General features: G+C 69.6%; 15 protein-coding genes. 4 read left to right on the plus strand and 11 right to left on the minus strand.

Going from position 1 to position 15,217, the window contains the following annotated elements:
* Positions 1-275: 275 nt before the first annotated feature.
* Complete coding sequence (locus EER30_RS24715; RefSeq protein WP_127502969.1) at positions 276-1,442, minus strand: ROK family transcriptional regulator; 1,167 nt, start codon at positions 1,440-1,442, stop codon at positions 276-278.
* A 45-nt stretch (positions 1,443-1,487) separates the two neighbouring features.
* Between EER30_RS24715 and EER30_RS24720 the strand changes: the two genes are divergently transcribed.
* On the plus strand, positions 1,488-2,738 hold the full coding sequence (locus EER30_RS24720) for a Gfo/Idh/MocA family protein (protein WP_127502971.1): 1,251 nt from the start codon (positions 1,488-1,490) through the stop codon (positions 2,736-2,738).
* Here EER30_RS24720 and EER30_RS24725 read toward each other — a convergent pair.
* Entirely contained in the window at positions 2,681-4,135 is a 1,455-nt protein-coding gene (locus tag EER30_RS24725; protein ID WP_164842467.1) for a GGDEF domain-containing protein, read from the minus strand. The two genes, EER30_RS24720 and EER30_RS24725, sit on opposite strands and share 58 nt — an antisense overlap.
* Before the next feature lie 152 nt (positions 4,136-4,287).
* Here EER30_RS24725 and EER30_RS24730 point away from each other — a divergent pair, with 152 nt between their 5' ends.
* The gene (locus EER30_RS24730; RefSeq protein ID WP_127502975.1) at positions 4,288-4,923 is read left to right on the plus strand and encodes a YoaK family protein; all 636 of its coding nucleotides are present in this window, start codon (positions 4,288-4,290) and stop codon (positions 4,921-4,923) included.
* Here the strand turns inward: EER30_RS24730 and EER30_RS24735 are convergent.
* Positions 4,902-5,651, minus strand: a complete 750-nt coding sequence (locus tag EER30_RS24735; RefSeq protein ID WP_127502976.1) for a hypothetical protein — start codon at positions 5,649-5,651, stop codon at positions 4,902-4,904. The genes EER30_RS24730 and EER30_RS24735 overlap by 22 nt on opposite strands.
* A gap of 409 nt (positions 5,652-6,060) precedes the next feature.
* On the opposite strand from EER30_RS24735, the gene EER30_RS47290 reads away from it, so the two are divergent.
* On the plus strand, positions 6,061-6,228 hold the full coding sequence (locus tag EER30_RS47290) for a hypothetical protein (RefSeq protein ID WP_164842468.1): 168 nt from the start codon (positions 6,061-6,063) through the stop codon (positions 6,226-6,228).
* A gap of 518 nt (positions 6,229-6,746) precedes the next feature.
* Here the strand turns inward: EER30_RS47290 and EER30_RS24740 are convergent.
* The 7 genes from EER30_RS24740 to EER30_RS24770 all read right to left on the minus strand — a co-directional run bounded on the left by EER30_RS24740 (position 6,747) and on the right by EER30_RS24770 (position 13,751).
* Positions 6,747-7,229 carry a hypothetical protein gene (locus tag EER30_RS24740; RefSeq protein ID WP_127502978.1) on the minus strand — a complete coding sequence of 161 codons (483 nt, stop codon included), beginning with the start codon at positions 7,227-7,229 and terminating at the stop codon, positions 6,747-6,749.
* Positions 7,230-8,300: 1,071 nt separating this feature from the next.
* The gene (locus tag EER30_RS24745; RefSeq protein WP_205650397.1) at positions 8,301-8,585 is read right to left on the minus strand and encodes a hypothetical protein; all 285 of its coding nucleotides are present in this window, start codon (positions 8,583-8,585) and stop codon (positions 8,301-8,303) included.
* Positions 8,586-8,863: 278 nt separating this feature from the next.
* Positions 8,864-10,000: a hypothetical protein gene (locus tag EER30_RS48865; protein ID WP_240670275.1), complete on the minus strand. Its 1,137-nt coding sequence runs from the start codon at positions 9,998-10,000 to the stop codon at positions 8,864-8,866.
* A gap of 112 nt (positions 10,001-10,112) precedes the next feature.
* Positions 10,113-11,348: a CynX/NimT family MFS transporter gene (locus tag EER30_RS24755; protein WP_240670276.1), complete on the minus strand. Its 1,236-nt coding sequence runs from the start codon at positions 11,346-11,348 to the stop codon at positions 10,113-10,115.
* Positions 11,335-12,054, minus strand: a complete 720-nt coding sequence (locus EER30_RS24760) for a FadR/GntR family transcriptional regulator (protein WP_127502980.1) — start codon at positions 12,052-12,054, stop codon at positions 11,335-11,337. The genes EER30_RS24755 and EER30_RS24760 overlap by 14 nt, the downstream gene beginning before the upstream one ends.
* Before the next feature lie 55 nt (positions 12,055-12,109).
* Positions 12,110-13,351, minus strand: coding sequence for a right-handed parallel beta-helix repeat-containing protein (locus EER30_RS24765; protein WP_127502981.1), 1,242 nt, complete (start codon positions 13,349-13,351; stop codon positions 12,110-12,112).
* A 37-nt stretch (positions 13,352-13,388) separates the two neighbouring features.
* Positions 13,389-13,751, minus strand: a complete 363-nt coding sequence (locus tag EER30_RS24770; protein ID WP_127502983.1) for an STAS domain-containing protein — start codon at positions 13,749-13,751, stop codon at positions 13,389-13,391.
* Between the two features lie 215 nt (positions 13,752-13,966).
* Here EER30_RS24770 and EER30_RS24775 point away from each other — a divergent pair, with 215 nt between their 5' ends.
* Entirely contained in the window at positions 13,967-14,542 is a 576-nt protein-coding gene (locus EER30_RS24775; RefSeq protein WP_127502985.1) for a dihydrofolate reductase family protein, read from the plus strand.
* Here the strand turns inward: EER30_RS24775 and EER30_RS24780 are convergent.
* Positions 14,532-15,140 (minus strand): helix-turn-helix domain-containing protein, encoded by a 609-nt coding sequence (locus EER30_RS24780; RefSeq protein WP_205650398.1) that lies wholly within the window; start codon positions 15,138-15,140, stop codon positions 14,532-14,534. The genes EER30_RS24775 and EER30_RS24780 overlap by 11 nt on opposite strands.
* Positions 15,141-15,217 lie beyond the last annotated feature (77 nt).

The raw sequence follows: 15,217 nt of genomic DNA on the forward strand, positions 1-15,217 counted from the left end.
TCCCTCACCCGCCGCCTGACGGGCGAGCGCACGGGGGCATGCAGAGATGCCCGTGATGACCGCAACGCTCTTTGTGAGGTACTCCCCTCGCCGCGCAGCCTAACCTACGTTCCTGAACGCTCCCTGGCGGATCGCGCGAAGGCGCTTGACGGCCCTCGAAGGCGGGCCCATGGTGGATAAATGCTGGTAGACATCCTGCTCGGGACTCTGCTGGTCACGAGCATGCTGATCTCCGTCGCCGCATTGAGCACCGGCTCGCACCACCACCACCGCCACTAACGGCGGGGAGCCACCGGAGCGCTCAGGCCGACCGAGAAGAGGCGCTGGTCGACCTCGATCAGCGCCAGCCGCAGCGCGCCCAGCGCCACACTGTCGGCCCCCAGCGTCGACGCGCGCACCTCAGGCACCCGCAGGCACAGCTTGGCCAGTTCGCGGCTCAGCGGTTCGAGAACCAGGTCGGCCGAGCGCGAGAAACCCCCACCGAAGACCACGACCTGCGGGTCGAGCGCGAGCACCAGCGCGGCGGCGCCGAGCGCCACGTCCTTCACATACCGGTTGAGCGCCGTACGGGCGTCGCGGTTGCCGTCCCGGGCGGCGTTGAACACCCAGGCGGCCGCGTCGTCCGGGCTGACACTGGCCGGCACGCCGGGGCAGTTCTGCAGATGTCCCGGGGCGGCCAGCCAGCGCAGGGCCTTCAGCGCGCCGATCTCGCCGGCCGCGCCCCCGTAGCCCCGGCGCAGCGTGCCGTCGATGATCAGGCCCGCCCCCATCCGCATGCCCGCGAGCAGGAAGACGATGTCGTCGGCGTCGCGCGCGACGCCCAGCCAGCGCTCGGCCAGCGCGGCCAGCTTGCAGTCGTTCTCGACCACGATCGGGCAGGCGAACCGGTCCTTCAGATGGGCCGCGAGGTCGACGGTCTGCCAGCCCGGCAGCGGCGTGAACAGGGTCGTACGGCCGGTGGCGTCGACCGGGCCGGTGACGCCGACGGTGACCGCCCATATGTCGTGGGCCGTCTTGCCCGCCTCGCGCAGGGCGGTCGCGATGATCTCGTCGAGGGCGGCGAGGCGTTCGCCCGGGTCGGCGTCGGCCCCGATCGAGCGCCGGGCGGTGTGCACCACGTTGCCGTCGAGGTCGGCGATCAGCGCCAGTATCTTGTGGCCGCCGACGTCGACGCCGAGCACGTGACCGGCGGTCGCGTTGAACCGGTAGCGGCGCGCGGGCCGCCCGACCGTGCTGCTGGCGCCCGGCTCGACCACCTTGGCCCAGCCGCTGCCGACCAGCCCCTGCGCGATCACGTCGACGGCGGGCCGCGACAGCCCGGTCAGGGCGGCCAGCTCGGTCACGGTCGTGGGCGGCTGGTCGCGCAGCGCGCGCACCACGGTCAGCGAGTTGAGCTCGCGCAGCCGCGACAGGTCGACCCCGGCGATGACCTGGTCCGTCACGCTTCGCCCCTTGACCCGTGGGGCTGTTCGCCCGCCAATATTGCTATGGAGTTTACGAAGTACGCGGGAGATCGCAAAGTGGTCGCCCTCGCGGTGATCGGCGCCGGTCTTCGCGGACGCACCTACGCCGAGCTGGCCGTGGCGAGCGGGCGAGCCCGGGTGGTGGCGGTGGCCGAGCCCGACCCGGACAGACGCGAGTCGTTCGTGAACACGTACGGCGTGAAGTCGGTCTTCACGGACTGGACGGAGCTCGCCGCCGCCGGGCGCACAGCCGACGCGGTGGTGATCACGACGCAGGACCGGCTGCACGCCGACCCGGCCGTGGCGATGGCCGGCCTGGGCTACCACCTGCTGCTGGAGAAGCCGATGGCCCCCACCGAGCCCGAAGCGCGCCGCATCGCCGCCGCCGTCGAGAAAGCCGGCGTGATCGGTGCCGTCTGCCACGTGCTGCGCTACACGCGCTACTCCCGGGCCCTCAAGCAGCTGCTCGACGAGGGCCGGCTCGGCCAGGTGGTCAGCGTTCAGCATTTGGAACCCGTCGGGTGGTGGCATCAGGCCCATTCCTTCGTACGGGGGAACTGGCGCGCCACGGCCGAGTCGGGGCCGATGCTGCTGACCAAGTCGTGCCACGACCTCGACTGGCTGGCCTACATCATCGGGGCGGCGCCGTCGGCCGTGGCGTCGTTCGGCGGCCTCCAGCATTTCCACCCCGGCAACCGGCCGCCCGGCGCGTCGGATCGGTGCCTCGACTGCGCCGTCGAGCCCTCATGCCCGTACTCGGCCCCTCGCCTTTATCTCGGCCGTCTCGACGAGGGACGGAGCGGCTGGCCGCTGACCGCGCTGACCCTGGAGCCGACGCGCGAGTCGGTGCTGGCCGCCCTGCGCGACGGCCCATACGGTCGCTGTGTCTATGACTGCGACAACGACGTGGTCGATCATCAGGTCGTCACGATGCAGTACGCCACGGGCCTGACCGCGACGTTCACGATGACCGCCTTCACCCCCATGCAGGGCCGTCAGACCCGCGTCTTCGGCAGCCACGGCTACGTCGAGGGCGACGGCAACCTTCTCAAGATCACCGATTTCCGTACGGGGGTCACGTCGACGATCGACACGGGCTCGACGGGCTCGGGGCACGACGGCGGCGACCAAGGACTGGTCGAGGCGTTCCTGGCCGCCGTGGCCGCGGACGATCCGGGCCTGCTCAGCTCGGACATGGCGACCAGCCTGGCCTCGCATCAGGTCGTGTGGGCGGCCGAACGGGCCAGGCTGTCGCGCTCGATCGTGACGCTGTAGGCCACCCGGTCGCGCCCGGCGTCCTTGGCCCGGTAGAGCGCCCGGTCCGCGGCCAGCACCAGGTCCTCGCCGGGAACGCACACCGAAACGCCGACCGACACGGTGACCCGATGCGTACGGTCCTCGCCGACCCCGATCGGGACGTCCGCGATGCCCTGCCGCACCCGTTCGGCCACCTCACGCGCGATGTCGAGACCCGCGCCGGGCAGCAGCACGGCGAACTCCTCACCGCCGTACCGCGCGACCAGGTCGTGCGGGCGCACCACGCCGGTCAGCCGACGCGCGACCTCGACCAGCACGCGATCCCCGCCCTGGTGCCCGTACGTGTCGTTGACGCTCTTGAAGTGGTCGATGTCGAGCAGCAGCAGGCTCAGCTCGTCGCCGGACCGCGCGGAGCGAGCCGACTCGGCCAGCATCGTCTGCTCGAAGAAGCGCCGGCTGCGCAGCCCGGTGAGCCCGTCGGTGATCGCGGCGTGCCGCTGCGCCCGCACGAGCCCGGCCATGCGCCCGATGACCAGCAGGAACAGCACGTTGCAGACGAGGCCGGCGATCAGCACGTGCGGATTGACGCCGCGCAGGTATTGAACGGTCATGACGGTCGGCGCGACCACGGCGGCGATGGCCAGCACGGTCAACCGGCCCGCCGACGCGTCCGGGGTCACCGCCGCGGCCGGCTCGACCAGGCGGCGCAGGTCGGGGTGCAGCACCGTGGCCGCCATCAGGAACCCGGCGCTCATCCAGAACGCGTCGAGCAGGTTGCCGTTGTGATAAGTGCCGTCCAGAACGGTGACGCTGTAGACCGTGTCGGCGGTCAGCTTCAGCACGAGACAGATGCCGATCATGCGCAGCGGCGTCGTGCGGGGACCGGCGCCGAGCAGCAGCCGCGCGCCGACCACGATGAGCATGAGATCGCCGACCGGGTACGAGACCGACACCAGACGTACGAGATTGGTCGCGTCGATCGCCATCGTCGGCGCGATGACCAGCGCGAAGATCACGTACCCGGAGCCCACCGCGACGATCGCCGCGTCGATGGCGCTGGCCGCGTCCCAGCCCGGGGTACGCCGCCGCACGACGATCAGCAGGCCCGCGGCGGTCAGCGGATACGACAGGAAATAGCCGACGTCGCCGAGGCTCGGATAGGGCGCCTCGACGAGGTAGTAGAAGACGTCACCGAAAACGATCGAACCGCCCGCCGCGGCGAGCAGGAACAGGATCGGCCGCAGCGTCGGGTTGCGCCGCACCGCGATCAGGGAGCCGGCCGCGGTCGCCAGGTTCGCGGTCATGAACAACGCGAGCGCCCACCCGGCGTGGGCCCCGAGCAGCAGGTAGTACGACGCGATGATCAAGGGGGCGGCGGCCAGCACCAGTTGCCACCCCGCCACAGCTCTCTTCACGCTGCCAGAATCCGCTGCCCCGGTTGCCGCATTGCCTCTTTCCCGGTTGCGGCCCCGTTGTCTCCCGCGCTTGCCCCGCGCGGCCCTTCCCGGGCGTGCGCATCGCAGAAATGCGCGATGTCCCCGGCCGCCCCGCACGGTAGACATGGGTCATGGCCCGATGGAACTCGCGGCAGGCCGGGACGCTGGCCCTGGCCGGATGCGCAGGCGCGGTGGATCTCCTGGCCATCACCGCGCTCAGCGGCACCTTCGTCAGCGTGATCACCGGCAACCTGGTCATTTTCGGGTACGGCCTGGGGCAGCCCGAGCCGTCCCGCCTGATCGCGGTGGGCATCGCCGTGCCCACGTTCGCGCTGGGCGTCCTGCTCTGGACCCGATTGTCAAAGCCCGGCGCCGTACGGGTTCCGCTGCTGGCCGAGTGGCTCCTGATGGCGGTGTTCGCGGTGGTGCTGCTGGTCGTCGACGTCCACCCGCACGACACGGTGGCGCGCGTGCTGCTCGGCCTGGCCGGCGTGGCGATGGGCGGCCAGAGCGTGATCGCGATCCGTCTGAAGGTCTCGACCACCTATATGACCGGCAACCTGACGACGGCGCTGGCCCAGACGGTGACCGGGCACGCGCGGCAGGCTTGGCCGGCCTACATGCACCTGTTGGCTCTGCTGGCCGGGGCCGCGGCGGCGGCCGCCCTCTACGTCCACCTGAACTGGGCCGCGCCGGTGCTGCCGCCGTTGCTGCTGGCGGTGGCGATCGCGCTGCTTCCGGCGCGTCAGGCCTCGCCGGTTGACTGAGCCGCTTTGACGCACTCGGCGAGGGTGTTCTTTCCGCAGGGGCACGCGCTGTTCGGGTCCGCCGGCGCGTCCGGGTCTTGCACCTCGGCGCCCAGGACCGTGGCCAGCTCCCCCATCCGGCGTTCGATCAGCTCGTCGGCGTGCGTCACCTCGACCACGTCGTCGTAGTCGTCGTGAAAGAACGGAATAGACCGGCCGGACGGATGCCCGGTCCAGCATGCGACCGGCGGGCATTCGATCTGCCTGGTCCCGGAGGGCAGGTTCGCCTCGACCGTGGTCATCGTCGCGAAGTCGGGCTGGTTAGCGGCAAGCGCCATCCACTCGCTCGCCGGGATCTTCGCCGCCCTGCTGATCAGGCGCCGCCGCGTCGCATACTCCTCCCGGCTGCGCCACCGAACCTCAACTTGGCCGCCGTCCCACTCGTAGAGCTCCCCGTCCTGCCCGACCACCCAGGCGTCAAGCCGGGCGGCCAGCTCGGTCATCCGCCGCCGAAATGCCTCGGTCGGGTTCTTGGTGGACAGCATCCCGTCCTGAAACAGCAGATACTCGTCGTTGCTTGCCGACAGGCTCCAAACCACGTAACAGAACCCCGGACGGCGAGGCGCATCCCCCGGCGTGACCAGATCGTCCGCGGCCTCCACCGCAGCCACGACCTCAGCATCCAGAATGGGAAAGCGGCCACTCTCGCTGTACCAAACCGCCCGAGTGATGTGCAGGTCGTAACCCATGCCGGGCATTATCCGTTTCGCACGCCACCCAACTCTATCCTCGCCTTCATGCCCGACCGCGACTACATCACCGTCCTGGCGCTGGCAGACTCTGTGCGCAAGCGCCCCGGCATGTACTTCGGCGTTCCCCAGGGCAACCCGGCGCTGGCCACCCAAGTGCTGTGGACGGTCGTCTCCCACACCTTTCGCCGCCGCGGCCGCCGTCAGCTCCCACACCACTATCGAGATCTGGAAAGACGGCCGCGTTTACCGTCAGTCACTCACCGGCCTACGCCCGATCGAGCCGCCACAAGCGTTCTCCGCTCCCCAGGACTCCTTCTCGGCTCCAGGTCAACCTCTCCCCACTCCCGCGGGCTCCTCCTCGTCGTTCGCGCATCCCTCGTCCTCTCCCCCGAGCGCCGGAACACGCGTGGCTTACATCCTCGACCCAGACTTCTTCGGCTCAGCCGTCATCAGCACCGACCTGGCAAACCTCGACCTGCACGGACCACATTGCGCCAACTTCCCCGGCCCGGGCGAGGTCCTGGTCCGAGACCACCGTCCCCCATCCGGCCCGGTCGAATACCGCTACACCTGATCACGGAACAACCGAGCACCGCCCGAAACGAACCCTCTCACCGACATGCCCAGGGCCGGCACTCAGAGACACGCCGACCGACCTCGACAGGCACCAACGCCGGACCGAGCAGAGACCACGTCGCCGACGTTGCCGGCACCCCACTCGGGACACCCGCTCACACCACCAACACCCACGTTGCCAGCGCGTACGCCGGCCACCTGATCCCACCAACGAGTGCATTCCTCCGCGTCTTCGAGAAGGGTCTCCACGTCAGGCAGCTCAAGGCTTCGTCATGGACGGAGGTCCACGCATTCTCACCTTTGACATCAGCTCGGAACTGGGCTGCACCATCCCCCGTTTCACCCTGCGAACATAACTACATCTCGAATCACACGGGTGCCTCCCACTCAAGGGCCGCGGCCCAGCACGAACGGCACCGTAACTAGAGGGCCTTCCGCGATGCAACAAATGCTGCGGCAATTTCGGCTTTGGCCAGTTCCGCCTCGCAGACGAAATTCCCTCGCCGCATGAGCCACTCAACCCAGAGCCCAACCCCGGATCAGCAGCAGCCGAACCCGGCGCACATAACGGATATACACCCCGGACGAAATGCTCCCGCTCAACGAATCCCTTGCGGCGACCAGGACCGAACGAATCACCCGACTCCGACCGAACCGGAACCGCCGGCCGAGCCGGAACCACGGACCAAGCCGGAACCGCCGGCCGAGCCCAGACCACGGGCCAAGCCGAGACCACGGGCCGCGCGGGCCGAGCCACAACCACGGGCCGCGCAGGCCGAGCCACAACCACACGCCGCGCAGGCCGAGCCACCACCACGCCCCGCGCGGGCCGAGCCACAACCACATGCCGCACAGGCCGAGCCACAACCACGCCCCGCGCGGGCCGAGCCACAACCACACGCCGCGCCACAACCACACGCCGCACAGGCCGAGCCACCACCACGCCCCGCGCAGGCCGAGCCACAACCACACGCCGCGCAGGCCGAGCCACAACCACACGCCGCACAGGCCGAGCCACAACCACGGACCGAGCCGGGACCGCGGACTCGGGCTGAGTTGCCGCAGCAGGCTCGATCGCCGGCTCCGACTCCGGCCCGCACGCAGGCCCGGCCGAAGCTGATCCGGAAACGCGCTCCGACGCCGCACTCGCTACGCGCTTGACCGATTCCGTTGATCGATTGCCGTCCGGCGATCCACCCGCGGCAACGGACCTATGACTTCCCGCGTCTCGACGAGGCGGTCGGGCAACCGTGAACTCGGGGTCCCAGAGCAGCGGCGGGACGGCCTCGCAGGGATCATGTATTCCGACTTCGAAACATAGGCGAGTGCACCCGCGCAACCGGCACAGTTTCCATGCATGACGATACTTCAGCCCGACCTTGCGACAAGCTTCATGATAAAGACGAAATGCCTCATTGCCCGGCGAATAATTGTGCTTCTCGGTAGGGTCGCGCATGGCCGCCGTCTCAGACCTGCTGAATAACGAAAGCTGCATGTGCGCCATGCATAGATTATTCCGCACCACAAGATCGTCTGCTAAGACATGATCATGCCATTCTCGGCGCAGAAATCGAAAACAACAATGCGGTTTTGCAAAACCGACAGCCTCCCGACTCCCGGCAAGGCGCGCCGTCATCGAGCGTCGATGGCGCCCGGCAATTGACATTCCACACCGGCCTGGCGGCCATCACCGCCCTGCCTCGGAACCACCTGCATGGCTCCATCGTGTCAGCTATGTGGCCGACGGCGCTGTCGCCGCTGCTCTGCCTATGGGCTCGCTGCCCACACCGCCCCGACCCCCTCGCCGCCGCAACCTGAAGAAGCAAGATCGATGGCCGACAGGAAAGCAAGGTCGGTAGCCGACGAACGAACGCCCGTTGGTTCGTCAGCGAGAGGGCCACCGGGGAGAAACGCCCAATACAGGACGCAGCATAAGTAAACCTATAGAAATACCATCCGGGCAAAGTCGTCAAGAGCAAGGCCGTCAGGGACGAGGCCGTCAGGGACGAGGCCGTCAGGAACAAGGCCGTCATGTCAGGGACGAGGCCGTCATGTCTCTTGCCTGTGGTCTCATCCCCGGGCCTGTAGTTCGGCGGCGATGCGGTCGACCGCCTGTTTCGCTTCCAGCAAGCTGGTGCCGGTCTGCTTGCGGTAGGCGCGAACGGCCTCGATCGTCCGGCCGTTCTTCAAGTGCCGGACCACGTCCGGCGCCACGGGCTCCACGATGCCGAGATGATCCATCACCAGGTCCAGCTTTCGATGGATGGCCGCGAGTTGGGCCTTCGAGGTGCGCTTCTCCTGGAGGAAGGCGCCCATCGCGGCCACGATCGAGCCGATCGCGGCGATGACCAGCAAGGCTGCTTCCCACGATTGCATTCGTACATCTAAACAGCGCTACGCAATCGAGACGGCCGTTGAGCAGGAGGTCAACCGTAGTGGCGGTTTGCGAGGCGGGAACCTTGACGCTCTCGACGACTGTCTGGGCGGATGGTTCGGCGCGCAGGCACCGTTTCGGTTGGTGTGGCACGACTCGGCCGTCGCGCGCGGCCATCTCGTTCCCGGCTACATTCGGCGTCGGCTGGGCCCGGCGGTCACCCTGGACTTTCTGCTGGACATGTTCGCCCGGCGTCGACTTACGGTGAGCGGCGGCGTGTCAGGCCGCGGAATCCGGCGCTCATCACCGCGGCGACGCCTTCGATGTACGGCACGTAGGTCTTCGACGGCAGTAGCTGGGGCACCGGTATCTCGTACCTCGTCCTGTATTCGGACAGGTCGTGGCATGTCAGTTTGGCGTCGAGCTCCCAGCGGGTGTACTCGTCCGGGCCGGTCTCGTACCAGCGGCGCCGGTGACGCAGATAGTCGTTCCCCGGGTACGCCGTGCGCTGCTTGGCGAGTTTGCCGTTGACGGTCAGCAGCGCGTCGCTGGGAAGGTGCCCGAACGGCGCGCCGACGTACCGGCCGTACACCTCTTTGGTGGCTGCCGGTGGGCCTGGAACGGACGGCTGTTTCATCCCGGCCCAGTTGAAGGTGACTGTCCAGCCGGTGACGGTGGGTTCGAGGGTGGTGTCTCCGGGCCGGAACACGGCGTTCGGGTGACCGGCGTCCGCGAGCGCCCGCGAGGTCTCGGTGATCGCCGTCCGCACGGTTCGGAGGGCGGCTTCGAGCGCCCGCCGGTTCTCCACGGTGTCGCACAGCCACGTCCACCAGCGCGCCGGGTCGGCCCCGGTCTCCTTCGCGATCGCCGCGTGTGCCTCTGGTGTCAGCATGATGTCGCGCGCCGCAACGGCGTAGGCGTCGGACTTCCCGCCCACCGCCACCCGCCGTACGTTGTCGGTGGTGACGATCCGCCAGCGTCGTTTGCCGGCGAGCCGGCTGTCCGTGCGGCGGGCCTCGCACCACTTCTCGAACCGCGCCACCAGTTCACTTCTGCGCTTCAGGAAGACTTCGAGCTCATCCTGCTCATAGGCGCGGCAGCGGTCCGCGACCTTCTCGGCGTACGGCTCGTAGGTCACGCGCGCCGCCCGGACCCGTTCCTCGTATCGCGCGAGTTCCGCCGTCCACCGCCGGCGAGCGCGACGGCGACGCCAGAAGAGCCGTGACGGCTCAGGTTGCGCCGCGGTCAGATCGGCGTCCGCTTCGGCCAGCGCGTCGCAGCATGCCTCGGCCGCTTCCTGCCAGCGCCGGATCTCGGCGTCGGCGGCGTCGAGCGATCGTTCCTGCAGGCGTTCCATTCCGGTCCGCGGCTCTCCGGTGGTCCACCAAAGACTCACTCCGAAGTCGTTCCGGACCTTCCACCGGCACAGAGTCACTTTCCGCGTCTGCCTCACGCACCCAAGGTAGCGAACTTCGTCGATCCCTTGGCTGAGAAACGACCGAGAACCGTCAGCCGATGACGCGGTTGCGACCCGCGAGGTAGCCGAAGCCGGCCAGGACCAGTTGGATGGCGAGCAGGGACAGCAGGGCCGGCGTCCAGGAGTTGGTGGCGTCGTGCAGGGCGCCGACCGCGATCGGGCCGGCCGCGGCGACCAGGTAGCCGATGGACTGGGCCATGCCGGACAGCGCCGCCGCCTGCGTGTGGTGGGCCGTGCGCAGGCCGAAGAACGACAGGGCCAGCACGATCGATCCACCACCGGCGATGCCCGCGATGACGGCCCAGGCGGCGCTGAGCTGCGGGGCGGCCAGGAAGCCGACCGTGGACGCGGCGAACAGCAGCGGGGCCACGACGCCGAGGACGCGCTGGTCACGCAGGCGCGGGATCAGGGCCGAGGCGGTGATGCTGCCCGCGATGCCGAGTCCGTTGAGCAGCAGCTGGTGTACGCCGGCCGTCGCGGGACTGATTCCGGCCGACTCCTCGATCGACGGCAGCCACGTGATGAGCACGAAGTAGCCGGTCGACTGAAGCGCCATGAAGATCGTCACCTGCCAGCCCAACCTCGTACGCCAGGGGCTGCGCAGCGGTTTCGCGGGCTCAAGCCGTACGTCGTCCTGGGCGGGAGAGTTCACGGTGCGCCGGCGCAACTGGGGCGCGAGCACGGCGATCCCGATCAGGGCCAGCCCGGCCCACATGCCCAGGGGCAGCCGCCACCCGGCCGACGTGGCCGCGGCGACCGGCACGGCCAGGCCCGCGGCGACGGCGGCGAAGACCGCCTGCAGCGACGAGTACGTGCCGGTGATCTGCCCGATGCGGGTCGGGAAGTCGCGTTTGACCAGCGCGGGCAGGATGACGTTGAGGACGGCGACCGCGACGCCGAGCAAAGCCGTGCCGGCCCACAGCAGCGGGCGGCCGGGCACCGAGCGGATGACGAGCCCGGCGGCGAGACCGGCCAGGCCGAGGGCCAGGGTGCGTTCGAGGCCGAGGCGGCGGGCCAGTGCGGGCGCGAAGGGGGAGACGACGGCGAACGCGAGCAGCGGCAGGCTGATCAGCGCGGAGGCGGTCAGCGAGGACAGCCCGAGGTCGTGGCGCAGTTCCTCGAGCACCGGCCCGACGGTGGTGATGCCGGCCCGCAGGTTCGCCGCGACCAGCAGCAGACCCGCCAGTACGAGAGCGGGCTTGAGGGCGCGGACGGCAGGACTCGGGGCGGAGGCGGAGCGGTCGAGCAGGACGTCAGTTGGTGCCACGGGGTGGTTCTCCGGTCGTTTCGAGGGCGTTCTGCTCGTTGATGAGCCGCACCATGTGTTCCGCCGCCGCGCAGGCCGCAGCGGGGTCGCGGGCCGCGATCGCGTCGGCGAGCGCCTCGTGCGCGGCGTCGACGGCGGGCAGGCCCGGCACGACCGTGGCCGGGTGGGTCTCGGTCATGACCACCCCCAGCAGGCCCTGCTCGACGCCGCCGGCTCCGCGGTGGAGTTCGGCGAGCAGCCGGTTGCCGGAGGCTTCGAGCAGCAGTTGGTGGAAAGCGATGTCGGCCGCGGCGTATTCCCGGCCGTCGGTGGCGGTGCGGCGGGCCGCGAGGGCGTCGCGCAGGGCCTGGACCTGCGGCGGGGTCGCGCGGAGGGCGGCCAGCCGGGCGGCCTCGCGCTCGAGCACGAGCCGTACTTCGGCGACGTCGTCGGCGCGGTCGCGGGCCAGGCGGCGGGCCAGCGCGGGGGCGAGATCGCTGGTCGCGACCACGAACGTTCCGTAACCGGCGCGGGCGCCGAGCAGGCCGGCGTGCACGAGTGAGCGCAGCCCTTCGCGCACGCTGTTGCGGCTCACGCCGAGCTCACGGCTCAGTTCGTGCTCGGTGGGCAGCAGCGCGCCGATCGGGAACTCACCGTCGGCGATGCGGCGGCGGAGCTGGTCGGCGACCTGTTCGGCCAGGGAGACGGGCCTGTCGAGGCGGGGCATCCGCCAAAACTACGGCTTGAGCCAAATGTAGGACAAAGTGTTCTCAGACACCCGGCTACTGCGTCTGCAGAGGACTGTGGCCCGCCCGTGGGAGCACCCCGGCGTACGAGAAGGTGCCGTTGACGTTGTTGGCGAAGACGGCGACGTCGCTGAGCGTGAAGGTGGTGGGGTCGGATCGGACGGCGATCGCGGCGCGGGTCGTGCCGGTGACCACGTTGTCGACGACGTCGACGCGGCTGACGTTGTTGAGGGTCGTCTTGACGTAGACGCCGCCGACGCAGTTGGTGATCGTGTTGCCACGGACGCTCACCGCGCGCGTGTCGAGGGGGCCGATGGCGTCGTACTTGGTGCTGGTGATGATGTTGAACTCGACGGTGACGTCGGAGTGGATCGCATCGGCCTGGCTGGTGTGCGAGCCCATGAACCGGCCCCAGCCCGGCCTGGTCGTCGAGGTGCCGCACCGGTTGCCGGCGATGCGGATGTTCGAGCACGGCGTCCCGTCGGCGTCGCCCGCCCAGGTGGTGTTGCTCGCGGCCAGATCGAGCTGCACCGCCTCGCCGTGCCAGAGGCCGACGGTGGGGTCCTCGACCCAGCCCTCGAAGGCGCAGCCCGAGATCGTGGCCGTGCGCACCGCGTTGAGCTCGACGGCATGCCACCACTTCACGTCACGTACGGTGACGCCCTCGATCTCGATGTTGCTCGTGTGCTGCATCGTGATGACGTTCAGCGGCGGCGCCTGGGTGGCCTTGGCCCGGTCGTCGGCGCTCACGTTCTCCAGATAGGACGCGGTGGGATCCCAGAACCCGCCCTGGATGCGGATGTTGCCGGGCGCCTGGTGGAAGCCGCGCGCGTCGGCCGGCACGTGGTTGAGCACCATCGTGGCGTGCGAGACGCCGGCGGCCTTGACGCTGGTGAAGGTCGTCGGGTAGACCGGCGTCGGCGAGTGGCCGCTGGCCTGGGCGGTGTAGGTCTGCGGGGCCGTCGGGAACGCGGCCAGGATCGTCGCCTCAGTCGCGTCGAGACAGGTGTTCGGCCCGATGATCAGCGTGTTCCGCAGCCTGATGGTGGCATCGGGATCGATCTTCACCACGATGCGGCCGCAGTCGTCGCGCTCGTCCCCGATGTTGTTGGCGGCGTTGTCGAGCGCGGTCCGCAGTTCCCGGGTGGGCTCGTCCTCCCCGGGCGGGAACGGGTTGATGCCCGCCGCCCGCGCCGCCCCGGCGCCGAACTGGCTCAGCAGGGCCGCCCCGCCGCCGACCACGCCCGCCCGCAGAAAGTTGCGCCGCCCAGCACCCATCGCGACCCCCGCTCATCTGAGATAGATGACGGACAATCTATCGGGTCGAGGCCGCCGTGATCGCCTGGGGCACGGTGTCGAAGGTGCGGAAGGCGTCGTGCAGGCGCTGAGCCTTGAGCACGGTCATCAGGAAGTCGCCGGCGATCACGAGCAGGACGTCGCCGCCGTTACGGCGGGCCGCGTTGCGCGCCCGCACCAGGATGCCCAGGCACAGCGAGTCGATCGTGCCGGCGGCGGTCAGGTCGACGATAACGACCGGGCGCAGGGCCACAGCCTCGTCGAGTCTCTGACGCAGCTCTGAGACGATGTCGACGTCAACATCGCCGGACACGCGCACCAGCGCGGCCGGCGTGGTCAGGGCGATCGAGACACTCGCGGGCCGGACATCGGCACTCTGCATCACGTGTCACCTCTTATCTGGTTGTCTCTCCAGCATCCCCGCACGATGTGGCAACGGTCCCGCAGCGCTATGACGATCCCGTGAACTTTGACCACAACGGCCTCAGCAGTACCCCGCGGCTCCCGGCCGAAACCCGCTGTCGTTTCTGTCCAAGACCGCGGACGGGATGAGGACATAACGTGAACGCGCAGCCCCGACCCAGAGGAGAAAGCACCATGCGCAACCTGGTCTACACCGGTTTCATGTCGCTCGACGGCGTTGTCGACTCGCCCGGCGGACCGTCGGAGGGACACCGCAGCGGCGGGTGGGTGTTCAAGGACCTCGAGTTCGTCCCGGAGGCCTGGTCGCTCAAGGGCGAGGAGCTCGCCGACACGACCGCGCTGATGTTCGGCCGCCGAAGCTACGAGGCTTTCGCCCCGGTCTGGCCGGGTTCCGAGGACCATGCCGGCTACAAGGAACTGCCCAAGTACGTGGTGTCGGGCTCGATCTCCGAGGACGCCCTCGTCGATGACTGGGGGCCGACGACGATCCTGCGCTCGACCGACGACGTGGCCGCGCTCAAACGGGGCGAGGGCGGTGCGATCTTCATCCACGGCAGCGCCGAGCTGGCCCGGCGGCTGTCCGACGCGGGCCTGATCGACCAGTACAACCTGCTCGTCTTCCCCGTGCTGCTCGGCGCCGGCAAGAGCCTGTTCGGCCGGGCCGACCGCGACAAGCACATGCTGACGCTGCGCGAGTCGCAGAGCTACCCGAACGGGATCTTGAAGCTGGTCTACGACGTCAAGCGCTGAGGGCGATCGCGCCCCCGGTTCCCTCGCGCAGCTGCTTCGCGGTGCGTCCGACGTACGAACGCAGGGCGCGGGCCAGGTGAGGCTCGTCGAAGTAGTCGAGCTTGGCCACGACGTCAGCGGCCGTGTCGCCGGCCACCAGCAGCTCGGCCGCCGCACGGGCGCGCTCGATCTGCCGTACGGCACCCCGGGTGAGCCCGGTCGCCGCGCGAAACCGCCGTTCCACCGTACGCCCGGAAACGCCCGGACACCCGCCCCGGAGAACCTCGGCGACCAGCGGGTCACGCACCACGACGCCGGCGCGGACGAGCCGGTCGACCAGCGCCTCGGCGTCGTCGGGGCCGGGCGTCGCCCAGCTCGCGCCGTCCAGCCGGAAGGCGCGACGAGTGGCCTCCGGAAGCACCAGCCCGCCGTCGACCAGGGCCGGTGTGGGCATGACTCGCAACGAGGTGCCCAGGGCGAACTCGATGCCGGTGAAGCTCGCACCCTCGGGCACGGGCGCCGCGCCGGTGCGGGTCTCGGGGCCGGTCACGCTCGCGTACGCCCGGCCCTGCTGCTCGTGGAAGACCAGCCCCCACCGTACGCCCGCAACCGACGTCATCCGGGTGACCTGCTCGCTCGTGCAGGTCCACACGGAGTCGACCCACGGCGAGTCGGACCGGCGCGTCGCGAAACGCA

It is taken from the genome of Actinoplanes solisilvae, assembly GCF_003999975.1.
GTDB classification, from domain to species: Bacteria; Actinomycetota; Actinomycetes; order Mycobacteriales; family Micromonosporaceae; genus Actinoplanes; species Actinoplanes solisilvae.

Excerpts from the sequence above, each read along its gene's own strand:
- EER30_RS24720 (WP_127502971.1), top strand. The coding sequence starts at position 1,488 with ATGGAGTTTACGAAGTACGCGGGAGATCGCAAAGTGGTCGCCCTCGCG.
- EER30_RS24730 (WP_127502975.1), top strand. The coding sequence starts at position 4,288 with ATGGCCCGATGGAACTCGCGGCAGGCCGGGACGCTGGCCCTGGCCGGA.
- EER30_RS24735 (WP_127502976.1), bottom strand. The coding sequence starts at position 5,651 with ATGGGTTACGACCTGCACATCACTCGGGCGGTTTGGTACAGCGAGAGT.
- EER30_RS24760 (WP_127502980.1), bottom strand. The coding sequence starts at position 12,054 with ATGCCCCGCCTCGACAGGCCCGTCTCCCTGGCCGAACAGGTCGCCGAC.
- EER30_RS24765 (WP_127502981.1), bottom strand. The coding sequence starts at position 13,351 with ATGGGTGCTGGGCGGCGCAACTTTCTGCGGGCGGGCGTGGTCGGCGGC.
- EER30_RS24770 (WP_127502983.1), bottom strand. The coding sequence starts at position 13,751 with ATGCAGAGTGCCGATGTCCGGCCCGCGAGTGTCTCGATCGCCCTGACC.
- EER30_RS24775 (WP_127502985.1), top strand. The coding sequence starts at position 13,967 with ATGCGCAACCTGGTCTACACCGGTTTCATGTCGCTCGACGGCGTTGTC.
- EER30_RS24780 (WP_205650398.1), bottom strand. The coding sequence starts at position 15,140 with ATGACGTCGGTTGCGGGCGTACGGTGGGGGCTGGTCTTCCACGAGCAG.